The 12,328-nt window shown below is 60.0% G+C and carries 12 protein-coding genes; 5 read left to right on the plus strand and 7 right to left on the minus strand.

The genetic code is table 11. The features are described 5' to 3' along the window. Positions 1 to 71: 71 nt before the first annotated feature. From D0Z60_RS11235 to D0Z60_RS12095, 3 genes are all read right to left on the minus strand, one after another. Positions 72 to 1,694 carry a DUF927 domain-containing protein gene (locus tag D0Z60_RS11235; protein ID WP_118858318.1) on the minus strand — a complete coding sequence of 541 codons (1,623 nt, stop codon included), beginning with the start codon at positions 1,692 to 1,694 and terminating at the stop codon, positions 72 to 74. Between the two features lie 232 nt (positions 1,695 to 1,926). Next, positions 1,927 to 2,616, minus strand: a complete 690-nt coding sequence (locus D0Z60_RS11785; protein WP_162888220.1) for a hypothetical protein — start codon at positions 2,614 to 2,616, stop codon at positions 1,927 to 1,929. Positions 2,617 to 2,825: 209 nt separating this feature from the next. Beyond that, complete coding sequence (locus D0Z60_RS12095; RefSeq protein WP_118858319.1) at positions 2,826 to 3,008, minus strand: helix-turn-helix domain-containing protein; 183 nt, start codon at positions 3,006 to 3,008, stop codon at positions 2,826 to 2,828. Between the two features lie 301 nt (positions 3,009 to 3,309). Between D0Z60_RS12095 and D0Z60_RS11790 the strand changes: the two genes are divergently transcribed. The 3 genes from D0Z60_RS11790 (at position 3,310) to D0Z60_RS11250 (ending at position 5,734) form a co-directional block, all read left to right on the plus strand. Further along, positions 3,310 to 3,810 (plus strand): hypothetical protein, encoded by a 501-nt coding sequence (locus D0Z60_RS11790; RefSeq protein ID WP_162888222.1) that lies wholly within the window; start codon positions 3,310 to 3,312, stop codon positions 3,808 to 3,810. Between the two features lie 83 nt (positions 3,811 to 3,893). Further along, positions 3,894 to 4,952 (plus strand): hypothetical protein, encoded by a 1,059-nt coding sequence (locus D0Z60_RS11245; protein WP_118858320.1) that lies wholly within the window; start codon positions 3,894 to 3,896, stop codon positions 4,950 to 4,952. An 86-nt stretch (positions 4,953 to 5,038) separates the two neighbouring features. After that, complete coding sequence (locus D0Z60_RS11250) at positions 5,039 to 5,734, plus strand: uracil-DNA glycosylase family protein (protein WP_162888223.1); 696 nt, start codon at positions 5,039 to 5,041, stop codon at positions 5,732 to 5,734. Positions 5,735 to 6,108: 374 nt separating this feature from the next. Here the strand turns inward: D0Z60_RS11250 and D0Z60_RS11255 are convergent, their stop codons facing one another. The 3 genes from D0Z60_RS11255 to D0Z60_RS11260 form a co-directional block, all read right to left on the minus strand. Then, positions 6,109 to 6,396 (minus strand): hypothetical protein, encoded by a 288-nt coding sequence (locus tag D0Z60_RS11255; RefSeq protein WP_118858322.1) that lies wholly within the window; start codon positions 6,394 to 6,396, stop codon positions 6,109 to 6,111. 40 nt (positions 6,397 to 6,436) lie between these two features. Beyond that, positions 6,437 to 6,769, minus strand: coding sequence for a hypothetical protein (locus D0Z60_RS11795; RefSeq protein WP_162888224.1), 333 nt, complete (start codon positions 6,767 to 6,769; stop codon positions 6,437 to 6,439). Positions 6,770 to 6,856: 87 nt separating this feature from the next. Continuing rightward, positions 6,857 to 7,273 carry a hypothetical protein gene (locus D0Z60_RS11260; RefSeq protein ID WP_118858323.1) on the minus strand — a complete coding sequence of 139 codons (417 nt, stop codon included), beginning with the start codon at positions 7,271 to 7,273 and terminating at the stop codon, positions 6,857 to 6,859. Positions 7,274 to 7,440: 167 nt separating this feature from the next. Between D0Z60_RS11260 and D0Z60_RS11265 the strand changes: the two genes are divergently transcribed. Both D0Z60_RS11265 and D0Z60_RS11270 read left to right on the plus strand, forming a co-directional pair. Next, a complete protein-coding gene (locus D0Z60_RS11265) occupies positions 7,441 to 8,610 on the plus strand; it encodes an NnrS family protein (protein ID WP_118858564.1) in 1,170 nt (389 codons plus the stop codon). Between the two features lie 47 nt (positions 8,611 to 8,657). After that, positions 8,658 to 10,889: an adenosylcobalamin-dependent ribonucleoside-diphosphate reductase gene (locus tag D0Z60_RS11270; protein WP_205421060.1), complete on the plus strand. Its 2,232-nt coding sequence runs from the start codon at positions 8,658 to 8,660 to the stop codon at positions 10,887 to 10,889. A 1-nt stretch (position 10,890) separates the two neighbouring features. On the opposite strand, the gene hemN is transcribed toward D0Z60_RS11270, so the two are convergent. After that, positions 10,891 to 12,240 (minus strand): oxygen-independent coproporphyrinogen III oxidase, encoded by a 1,350-nt coding sequence (hemN, locus tag D0Z60_RS11275; RefSeq protein WP_205421061.1) that lies wholly within the window; start codon positions 12,238 to 12,240, stop codon positions 10,891 to 10,893. Positions 12,241 to 12,328 lie beyond the last annotated feature (88 nt).

Raw genomic sequence — 12,328 nt, forward strand, 5'->3', positions numbered from 1 at the left:
GGTGGCTGGGAGAAGTGGGGACCCGCTATGGAAACGCGGGCATCATCATTTCTGGCGTCGAGGGGACTCCATCAGAGCGCAGAGTTAGGCAGGCGAAAACAGTGAACGCGAACTGGCTTTTCTCCCTCCACCATACTGCGTTTCTTCGTGAGATGGGGTCCGTCCCTACGAAGCATTTGAGCAACCTCGCTATCTTTTAGCAACCGATCTGCGTCAGGAATCAGACGCTGAAGGGTGGATGGATTTACGAGAAATTCTCGTCGACCACGGCGTCTCGTCCGGAAAAACCCTGAAGCAGAGTGAAACTCGTCAGCTGCCGCAAGCCCACCAGCGCGTAGATCCAGGTCGATCACTCCGGGATCAGCAGCTAGCTCAAGCAGCCTTTCAGCATAGCTCATGCGCTTCGTTGAAGCCTGGAACAAGCGATAGCAGGCCAGCGCGGCGGCCTCGCAGTCGAACTCTCTGGGTAGAGCTCCATAATGTTGGGCCAACTGTCCCGCCGCCGATGACAGTCCAAACACTTCAGCCACCCTCATCGCCGAGCCGTCATTTCGATCAAGTCGAAGTTCGCTTAAGAAGCCGTCAATGCGGCGTTGAATGCCGTCACGAAGCTGCGCTTCATTTCGATGTTTGTGATCGACCAGTTTCTGTAGAAAATGTGGCATAGCGGTGCCATGCTGGCGATCCATGCCAGCAGTTAGGAAGCGCGAGAATTCGGTTCCATCTGCAAAGGTGCTGGGGATATGGTCGAAATTGCGATTCTCTCGAACACCTAAGTCGAGTGTGAGCAGTCGATCAGCCGCCGCTGCTGCGTCCTCTCGAGCGATATCGGCGATGACGTTTGCGAGCGTCCGGTTTGACGTAACCACATAGACCGTCCGGAATGATTTAGGCCGATTGGACCCTTTCCTGAATTTGCCCTGGGATTGAGCCATTCCGAATATTGCTGCGAAAAGACTTTGTCCCTTGCTAGCGCGACCACTGTCGGCTGCGAAGGAGGTGGCGTCGTCCAGGAGAAGTGGAAGGTCACGATGAGCTTCAACGATATCCTCGACGCCGTTCACAGTGGTGTGGAATCTAATCCAGTATTTGCCAAATTCTCCGTCAACAGCGCCGCCGATCACGGAGGCGATTAGCTGCAGGAGGAATGTTTTCCCTTTCCCTGCAGTGGAAACGATTTCGACGCCAAAGTTCCCGCTCCTACGCACGATTTTGAGAAGCGGCGCAACGAAGGCAAGCATTAGAAGAAAAATCGCGAGATTCTGCCCGACTAACGGACGCGCGACCTCATCCAACCAGCCTTCTATGTCTCCGGCTTGCTCGCACTTGTCGATATCGGCGTCAAAGAGCCGTATTGCCGCTTGCGTTCCGCTCGGTGAGAAGACTTGGCCGTTCTGCAGCGCGAACGAGCTGCCGGCCCATCCGGGTTCGGTGATCACCGCTCGTTTTCTGAACCGCTTGAATGCTGCCACCTTGCGCATGAATAAAGACCAGGCGCCCGATCCGATGAACACGATTTCGCGGGCAGCCAGCCTTTCCATGGCTTTATGGCCAGCACCGGCGAACTCCGCTTCCGGTACCCAAGCTCGCTCACCGTCGTAGCGGACATGGAACCATCTCTTGCCCTCTGACGTCCGAATTCCCTTGAGATCAACGTTCTTGGGCGGGACGACCTTCGATGGTGGCTTGCTCATGATTTGTTTCCTTCGGGTGTACCTGCTGTTGCCTTTGTGTCGGGAGACTGGGGAGTCGCGGGGTGCTGAGAAGTCCCCATTCTCCCCACCGGCCCTTCCCAACTCAGCGGAAAGCGACGGTTCCCGAAGGCATCAGGAAGGAGCGGGAGCACAGGTACGCTTTGTTCCAAGTCTGAACCCTGACAATTGGCAGATCCTTCGCCTCGAAATGGTGCGGGGAGGCGTGAACGGCTCATCTCGACCTCCTATTGCTGTACGATTTTGAATCGCTGAGAATTAGGCCGTCCTTGCCTACGTAGGCTCCCATCAGCAGGCTGATGTCGTTGAGAGACCACTGGTCCAACCAGAGCAGCTGAATCGTGTGGTAAGGCTCCGGAATTCTGTGCCGCACCGTCCCCCGCCGATTGGCGCCTTCGACCTCACCTCGCCAGCGCTTTGGCCACGACGATTGGAAGATGTAGGTGAGTGGATAGGGAAGGTTGCTGAGTGCTTTCCTTCTGATCACAACTCGCGGGCGCTCGTTGCCTTCATCTCGGCGGCAGCGGTAATTGGGCAGGTGGCGGAGGCGATCTACAACACCCAGCATCTCGCGGTCCGCGGCCCCGTGGACGTGTAAGTCAAAGAGCGCGGAGCCTTCGTCAAATTCCCCGTGTATTGCTCCAATTAGAAATCCTTCGGCCTTGCCGCCGCCAGCCCTATTCAGTGTGCTTCTGAAGCGGTTGATTAGATCTCTCGGATCGACGTCCGCGAACTCGGCAACGCTGTAGAGCCAGTTACGCGGCCGAACGGTGAAGGTTCTAATAGGCAGTTCTTCTTCGAATAGTTGCCAAAGCGCTCCGCCAACACGGAAACGATTCCGACCCATGAAAACCTTGGACGCAAGCGTCTCGTGGTCCCTTGTCCCGAAGCCACTTTCCTCCAAGCGATCGGCTAGGTCGTGAGCAGCTGGAACGTCGAGCAATCCGGGGTAGGATTGGCAGGCACCTCTAATCAGTCTGCTTCGTTCGCTGTTTTCGAGACGAGCTTGCTCGAACGTCTCGAACCGATGTCCTGTGCGTTCACAAGGCGGCGCTAGATCGACCCGGTACCGTTGCGAGGGGTAGGGCAGATCGGACAGAGAAAGGCGGGACATTAGACTGCACCCATGCGGGGGCGGCTGCTCAAGTACGAATGAACGCTATCCAAGAATATGAGCCGTCGACGCCCTATGGTTGTCGATTGGATGAGACCCAGATTCAGAAGCTTGTACGTGGAAGTCTTTTTGACCCCTAAGAGCTCACCAGTCTCCTGAACCGAAATTAGTATCCGTTGCATTGTTGCTCTCCCAACTAGGCATGATTCCGCGCTCTCAGAAACAGCCGTTTCTGAGCCGAGCCTCTTCACATTTTCCGGGCTTTGGCCGAGTGCCTACGGTGTCGGCCGGTTACCTAGTGGTTTTGACCGAACCCGTTACCCACCACCCTAAATAGGGACCCCAATTGCGCCGTCGATTTGAGAGTTAACACCACCTCGATGTCATGATAATCACATGACACTATGAGGTATAGGGGAACGCCAAGTGGTTAAGAAAAGAGTTGCGTATCGCAGAGCATTTGACCCGTGCTCGTCTAAGAGATTGAAGCGCAAGCAAGTCGATGAGGCGTTGCTCTCCATATGGCGCGAACATAGTGATCGCTTGAGTAGCTCATTCGCGGCAACACAGGAATTTGGCTTAAGCAAAAATGAAGATGCAAAGAATTTTCTGCGTCGGGAGATTTACGCTTTGGGATTAGCCATCAGGCGGTCGCCACCGGAATGGAACGTCGCCGAGCTTATTGCTTCAAGCAGGGCTCACCAGACCACCCGTTTTGAAGTCCTTGAGAACCAACTATTCCATGCTCTTTTCATGGGTGTTTACGACGAAGACGCGCTGATCAAACGACAGGAGAGATGGCTGATGGCAAAGGAGCTGGAATATGCTCTTCGTCATAGCGTGCCCCCGGAGTTCCTATGCGGGTTTCTATACCAGAGTGGCGGGCGGAAGAATCTGCTTAAGAAGCTTGAAGCGAATTACAGGGAGCCCTGGTTCCAACACGGACCATCGGGTCAACGGCACACCGGGCCCAGTGGGTATTGACGCATTTGCCATGAGGGCCCGTGATATCGCTAGCGCACCCGGTCAATCCATGCTCGAACGGCCGCACCTGAGGCTGCAGCGTTTTGAACCTGCTGATGGAGTGGTTGAGGTCACAATTGAAGCTTAGCCAATGGGGGCAATTAGCGCTGATCGCAGCCATCTTTTTTCTGAGCTTTATCACTTTCAATATCTTGTTTCGGGCAACTGCTGGGGATAGTTATTTCAACGAGATTATCGCTGCGCTGATCGGCACCATCTTAGCAGCTGTTGTGACGACCATGTTGTTGCGCTCCCAAACCCAAGGCGAGGAGCTCAAGGAGCGCAACGTTGAGGTGTTCCGAAAGAAGGTCGATGCATACGAGGCCTTCGTTGAGCTCAGCTTAAAACTCCTTGATGATCATGACCTCTCAAACGACGACGCGCGCCAGCTTCGTCGTAGCGTGTACAAGCTGTCGCTGTTCAGCAGCGAAGACACGGTCGCTACGGTTTCAAGATTCGTGCGTGCGCAGTTCGTACAAGATGATGAATACGCATTTTCTGACGTGATATCCGCCTTTCGCAAAGAGCTTGCGCTGGAGCGCGTTGGGGAGCTTGCGGACCTTGACCTAGACGTCGTCGACGACCTTTTGCGTCACAGAGGCAGCCGGGCGCACATTGAGGCTGCGCAAGCTACATTGATCAGCTTTGCTGAAAAATTATTCGAGGAGCTGACGGCGCAGCAACCGGATATCTTTGAGGGAGCGGCGTTCGACGAGGCTCAAGGTTTAGGGCACGGCTCGTTCGTGAACTTGGTTTGCGCGAGCGGAGTGCAAGTTGGCTTTTCCATCGACTATGATGCTGAGTCTGATGAGGGTCAGATTATCGAAGCTGGATTGGACTTAGAGGAGCTAGCGGCCAAACGAGGTGCCGCGGTCCGGAAGCTCGCTTTCTCGCTCGGTTTCGAGGAGGAATCTGACGAAGAGACCGCCAACGAGCCGGGCTTCCCCGTGGCGCTTGTGAATCCTTTCAAGGACACACGCTCACAAGGCATTATTGATGGGCGTCGGGTCTGGTCTATTGATGAGTTTGCTAAAGCGCTGGTCCAAATCGAGCGTGAAGCGCAGGTGGTCGCCAAGCGGACAAGCCGACGGAAGTTAAAGTGAAGCTGGGCTGGCGACATTCACCAGTTCAGTGCGACTAGGTGCGCGCTGTGCAAGTTGAAGAGGTGCGCCAGCTGATACGCTCGAAAATGCCGGAGGACCTGTACCGGAAGCCCGGCGCCGTGTTGCTCAGTGGAATAAACACGCTTCGCCCCGCGCAAGTCTACATCATGGGGCTCAACCCCGGCGGCGATCCAGCGACAATACCAGCGCCACTCATCGACTTCATTGCACCGCCAAACGGCACAAGCGCCTATACGCACGAATGTTGGCAGCCGCGGTGCGAGGAGCAGCAGCCATGCAGCCATTTAAGCGCTAATGGCCTCACTCGGGTCGACTGCCTAGTCCGCCATCAACGCAACATGGTCGCCCTTGCCGCGACGCTGGGTGAAACGCCGGCAACCTTGTTCTCCGCCAATGCCGTGTTCGCCCGCTCGACGTCCAAAGCGACGTTGAAAGCCCAAACGGGTTTTGGGATGTGGGAATGGTGGAACGCGTGCTGGCCAATCCACCAACACTTCCTTTCAATCGTTCGGCCACGCTTGATCATCACCCTCGGCTATGGGGAATCATCGAGCGCATTTGGGCTGCTTCGAGCGCAAGCCAATTCACCCACGCCGACCCAATTTGTGGACGAGGGCCGGAGGGGCGGTTGGTGCTTTGAAGCCAAACTACCCACCGCAGATGGCGTGTTGCAGACATCCGTCGTCGGCGTGCCCCACCCAAGCTACTTCGCGCCTGGCCCTAAACTGTCGCAACGGCTTGCTGAGTTTGTTCGAGCGTAAGTCGTTGCACCCAGTGGGTAATGTGACATTTGTATCGGGTTCCACTGCGGCGCGGCCGCCGACGGCTCACTTGCTGTGTTGGATTGGCGGTGCTCTAATAGCTGCTCAGCGTGCCACGACGGAGCGGGTGCAGCTCGGTGCACTCGCTCCGTTAAGAAGGGTTGGGCAGCCATACAGTCTGCCCAACTTTTCTCTGGGGCAATCGTCACCCTTTATTCGTTCCCACACTCGCTCCCGCAGTGGGAAGCTTCGGAAGCCACTGGGTCGGATTTCGACCCATTGCGGACGTTGGCCCGATGTCTGATATGCGCCCCGTTAGAAGCTAATTATTACCGAGGTTAGTGGGCGCCGCGTCGAGCGGCGCCCTTAGCCAGTCAGTGTCCCTTATGGTCTTCGTGACTCTTAGATGCCGGAGCAGTGCCCGGCTTTGCCCCACGGTCCTTGCCATGTTGCTTCATCATTTCCTGGCAGTGCTTGTGCATCGCCGCCATGTCCTTGTGCATTGCTGCCATATGCTGGGCATGGTCCTGATGCTGCTGCGTCTGCGGAGCGGCAGTCTGACCCTGGGTATGGCCAGCGTGCGGGTCCGCCGTCGGAGCGGTTTGCGCCACGGCCGGGACAGCGAAAGCCAGCGCGAACGCGCCAATAATGATCGTCTTCATGTCAATTCTCCGTGAAATCGTATGGTGGTTGGGTCGCTTGTCACGCGGGTCGGGGAGGAGGAGTGGGCAGTTTGGCCAGGAAGCCCAGATCAATTTGGGCGCGCGACGGCAGAACGGGCAATGGCGCGAGGCCATGCGGTTCGGATGCTATCATAAGCTCGACCGCTATTGGGGAGCACATAGCGACGCAGCAGGACTTGCTGTCTGATGGACTGTCCTTGCTCTCCTGTTTGTCACAGTCGCCGCTTTCCACCATTTGAGCATGATGGTCGGCAACCGGAACCATCACCGTTGCGCCAACGCTGCTGAGTCCTAGCGGCGCAAACAGCATCGCAATGGCAATCAACGTACCGAACAGTGAACGAAGGCTCATGCGCTCACGATAATGCTGCGAACTTGCGGGACAATGACCCAGGTCAATAAGTCGGCGGCCATACAGTCTGCCCAACATTGCTTTGGGTCACGCCGGGGCGGCAATCGTCGCAACGGCAATTGCAAAGCACAAGATCAGGAATGGCAGGATTAGCACGAGCACGGTCGCCGACCCGGCGCTTGTGCGTCCCGTCGCAGTGTCGATTCCGTGCTCGACAAATTCCCGCCATTCGAGCGCACGTGTCCGGTCTTGCCCGGCCAATCGTGGGAATAAGCTAGGCACTCCGAAGAACATCGCCAGGAACGCGAAGATGACCCCGTACGAGACCGCCATTTCGCCGTTGAAGGCGACGGCCAGTACCGTAACGAAGCCGACGAACATGACGGCCATGGCGATGTAAATACCCGTGGGCAGGCCAAAGCTTTGATCGTTGCAGGAGCGGGCAGTCGGGGCTTCGGCAATCTGGTCGCTGGCGGCAAGGCGGGCTTGGTCAATGTGGCGCACGGCTGGGTCTCCTTCGTTGGCCCAAGGCGCTAGAGCCTGCCCGCGCGCACCTTTTGATATATGTCAAAGTCGATCTCGATCTCGATGCCCAGGGTCAGGTGGCGGCCTGAGAGGAAACGCGAATGCAGACTCGAGGCGAGCAAATGTTGGCGCTTCGGCGGACGCGCATGGAATCTTCACCCGCGTTTCTTCGCGGCGGCTTCCGGCCATTCTTCCTCGCTGGGGCCGCATGGGCCGTCATTGCGCTGTCCGTCTGGCTGTATGTTCTGGCTACCGGTGGCACGCTTCCATCGACCTTCGATCCACTAAGCTGGCATCGGCACGAAATGCTGTTCGGGTTCGTTGGCGCAGTTATCGCGGGCTTCCTCCTGACCGCGATTCCCAACTGGACAGGCCAACTTCCGATCGCCGGGGCGCCGCTCGCGGCCCTGGCCTCGTTCTGGCTGCTCGGGCGGCTCGCCGTGCTTTTCTCGAGCGTCGTGGGTGGAATGCTCGCAGCAATTCTCGACGCCGGTTTCTACGTCTTGCTGGCCTTGATCGCGGCCCGCGAGGTTCTCCGGGCTAACAACCGCAACGTGCCGATCGTCGGGATCGTCTTGTTGTTCGGACTGGCGAATTCCCTGGACCACGCGAGCGTCCTTGGCTTGCCGGTCAGCAGCGATCTTGCTTGGCAATTGGCAGTCCTGCTCGTCGTCATCCTCATATCGCTGGTCGGTGGCCGCATCGTTCCATCTTTCACACGCAATTGGTTGACCAAGCAGGGCATTAGAGACGGCCTTCCAACCCAACCCGGGAAATTCGACCTCGCGGTGATTGCCCTGACTGGATTTGCCCTCCTTGGCTGGATGTCTGCGCCCGCTGGAGTGCCGTCAGGAAGCCTACTGCTCGCCGCCGCCCTGGCCCAAGCGGTTCGACTAATCCGCTGGCGAGGTTGGCGTGCAGCCGCCGATCCACTCGTTCTCGTCTTGCACGTCGGCTATGCTTGGCTCCCGATCGGGCTGGCGCTGCTGGGAGCCGTGCAGATTGGGGCGCCATTGCCGCGCTCCGCCGCCGTCCACGCCCTCACCGCCGGAGCCATGGCCACCATGATCCTTGCCGTCATGACTCGCGCCACGCTGGGCCATACCGGGCGGGAACTGCGGGCCAGTCGCGCCACGGTCTTATGCTATCTGCTCGTCACCATCGGTGCCGTGCTGCGAGTGACTGCCGCCCTGCAGCTTGTCGATTATCGCGTCGGCATGGAAATCGCCGGCGCGGCCTGGATCGGGGCTTTTCTGCTGTTCCTCGGCGCGTACGGGCCAATGCTGTTCACGCCGCGGGTCGACGGCAAGCCCTGACCCCCACGCATTGCGCTAGATCAAACCACAGCATTTTGTGGCGTGTCATGTTCCCCACCCAACATGTGGAGGGGCAAATGGGCTTTGAAGTCGCGCTCGCGGAAGAGATCTGGACTGCAAAATATCGCTTCACTCCGGCTGAGGGCCAGGGCGATGAGTCGTTCGCCGATACCGCGGACCGGGTGGCACGAGCCGCGGCCGGGAATGAGAGCCCTGGGCAGCGCGACCAATGGCAGGCGAAGTTTCGCGATGCCGTCGCCGGGATGCGGTTCATCCCGGCCGGGCGGGTCCTGGCGGGCGCCGGCACCGAGCGCAGCGTCACGCTGTTCAACTGTTTTGTCATGGGAACCATCCCGGACAGCCTCGACGGCATTTTCGAGCATCTGAAACAGGCTGCGCTGACCATGCAGCAGGGCGGCGGCGTCGGCATGGATTTCTCGACAATCCGCCCATCTGGCAGCCTGGTCCGCGGCGTAGGAGCCGATGCATCAGGGCCGCTGACCTTCATGGACTGCTGGGATTCGATGTGCCGGACGGTCCTTTCGGCCGGCCAGCGGAGAGGGGCGATGATGGGCTGCCTTAGGATCGACCATCCGGACATCGAGGCATTCATCGACGCCAAGCGCGACCCGCAGCGGTTTCGCAACTTCAACCTGTCGGTGCTGGTCACCGACGCCTTCATGGCCGCGCTAGGCAGTGATGGCGACTGGCCGCTGATATTCAACGGTGAAACCTTGCGAACGGTCCGGGCACGCGATCTGTGGGAACGGCTGATGCGTGCCACCTACGACGTTGCCGAGCCCGGGGTGATATTCGTCGATCGCGTGAACGCCGCCAACAACCTGGCGCATTGCGAGACGATCAGCGCCAGTAACCCGTGCGGCGAGCAGATGCTTCCGCCCTACGGCGCCTGCCTTCTCGGGTCCCTCAACCTCGCTCAGTTGGTGAACAACCCCTTCGAGGGCGGGGTGCTTGACGAAGATCAGCTGACCGATCTCACCCATACCGCCGTTCGAATGCTCGACAACGTCATCGACATTTCCCGCTACCCGCTGGCCGAGCAGGAGGCGGAAGCAAAGGCAAAGCGCCGCATTGGCCTGGGCATTACCGGGCTGGCCGATGCGTTGCTGTTCTGCGGCGCGATCTATGGCAGGGGCGAAGCCGTGGACCTCACCCGCCGCTGGCTCGGCGTCATCAAGCGTGAGGCATATCGCGCGTCGGCCCGGCTGGCGGGCGAGAAGGGCGGGTTTCCGCTCTATGACCGGAGCATGCTTGACCGGCCCAACATTGCCAGCCTCGACGAGGAGACTCGCGCGCTCATCGCTGAACATGGACTTCGCAACGGATGCCTGACCTCCATTGCGCCGACGGGAACCACGTCGCTGCTGGCCGGCAACGTCTCGTCCGGGATCGAGCCGGTGTTCGCTTATTCCTACACGCGCAAGATCCGCCAGCCCGACGGAACGCGGCGCGAGGAACAGGTCGAAGACTATGCGATGCGCGTGTGGCGCGAGGTGAGGGGCGACGAGCCGCCCCCGGCCGAGTTGTTCGTCAGCGCGCAGACGCTCACCCCGTCGGATCACTTGACCATGCAGGCGGCCGCGCAGGCACTGGTCGACAGCTCGATCTCGAAGACCGTCAATTGCCCCGAGGACATTTCCTTCGAGGCCTTCGCCGACATCTACGTCGAAGGCTATCACCTCGGCTGCAAGGGGCTCACCACCTACCGGCCGAACGCTGTCACCGGGTCGGTTCTCAGCGTAGCCAGCACGCCGCGGGAGACGGTGCAAGAGAATCTTGCACCGCGCGAGGAACAGCTGCGCGGGACTACCTACAAGCTCAAATGGCCGGAAAGCGCCCACGCGGTCTATGTCACCATCAACGACCTGGAGGAAAACGGCGTCAGTCGCCCGTTCGAGATGTTCATCAATTCCAAAAACATGGAGCATTACGCCTGGACGCTTGGTCTGACGCGGATGATCTCGGCGGTTTTCCGGAGGAGCGCCGACGTCGCCTTCGTCGCCGAGGAACTGAAAGCGGTGTTCGATCCGCGCGGCGGCGCCTGGATGCAGGGCCGCTACGTGCCCTCGCTGCTCGCCGCGATCGGGGACATCGTCCAGCGTCACCTCGCGGGAGTCGCCGAGCCGCTCCCGGCCCAGGCCTTCGCCACGCCGCCCGCCGCGGCAATGCCGGCGTGCCCGCAGTGCGGAGCGGCCGCCCTGGTAAAGGTCGAGGGCTGCAACAATTGCCTCGAGTGCGGCTATTCGAAATGCGGCTGAGCTAAACCGCCCGGCTGTGCTTCGCCTCGCCGCGCGCGAGGTAGGCGTCGAACGCCGCGGCTACCGACCGGATCAACTGGCGGGCGTGACGCGGCACGGAAAGCCGGGTGCCGTTCACCTCGACCAGCCCGTCGACCATGAGCGGCCCCAACGAAGCCGTGTCGAGCAGTTTCGCCGGATCGGCGCCGAATGGCGCGCACACCCGGCCCAGGTCGACTTGGTGGTCGCACATCAATCGCTCGATGACCGCGCCGCGAAGCCGGTCCTCGCCGCTCAGTCGATAACCGCGCGCGACGGGCAAGTCGCCGCGCTCGATTGCTTCTTGATAGGCCGGGATCGCGACCGCGTTTTGGACGAATCCCTGCGGAAGGCGCCCGATCGAGGAAGCCCCGAGGCCGATCAGCACGTCGGCCGAGTCGGTCGTGTACCCCTGGAAGTTGCGATGAAGACGCCCCGCCCGCGCTGCAATCGCGAGCGGATCGTCCGGCAGGGCGAAATGATCCAGCCCGATCTGGACATAGCCGGCGTTGGACAGGGCCTCGTGGATGGCCCGGGACTGCGCGAAGCGGCTCTCGGAATCCGGCAGCGACGCGCCGTCGATCTTGCGCTGGTGCGGCTTGAACGCGGGCACGTGAGCGTAGCCGAACACCGCCAGCCGGTCGGGACGAAGGGTGAGACATTGCTCAACCGTCTCGCGGCACGAGCCCACCGTCTGGAACGGCAAGCCGTAGACAAGGTCGAGATTGACGCGCTGGACGCCATTGGCGCGCAGCAGGCTGACCGCGGCCTCGGTGCAGTTGAGGCTCTGAACGCGGTTGATCGCTCGCTGGACCGAAATATCGAAACTCTGCACCCCGAGGCTGGCGCGGTTGAAGCCGCATTCGCCGAGTGCCCGGGCCATGTCCGGCTCGAGCGTCCTGGGATCGATCTCGATCGCGATTTCCGCGTCCTCGGCGAAGGCGAACCGGGCGGCCAGGCCAGCCATCAGTCGGCGCATTTCGCCGGCCGTCATGATCGTCGGGGTGCCGCCGCCGAAATGGAGGTGACTGACGCCCTGGCGCCTCGGCAGGCAGTCGGCGACCAGCTCCATTTCCCGGGTCAGCGAGGCGAGATAGCGGCTGACCGGCGCCTCTCGCGCGGAGACGGTCGTGTGGCAACCGCAATACCAGCACATTTTGCGGCAGAACGGGATGTGCACGTAGAGCGACAGGTCGCCGGGCGGAAGGTCTTCCAGCCACGAGCGATAGTCTCCCGCCCCCACCGCGTCCGAAAAATGCGGCGCCGTCGGATAGCTCGTGTAGCGCGGAATGCACGCATCGCCGTAGCGCGCCAGAAGCTCGGGAGTCAGCACATCGGACACCCGAGGCGGATTATCCGGTTTGGCAACGCGGAGCTTGATTCAGATCATCTGTCTTCCCTATCGATGCTCTAAGCGACGC

Source organism: Sphingomonas mesophila (assembly GCF_003499275.1).
GTDB classification, from domain to species: domain Bacteria; phylum Pseudomonadota; class Alphaproteobacteria; order Sphingomonadales; family Sphingomonadaceae; genus Sphingomicrobium; species Sphingomicrobium mesophilum.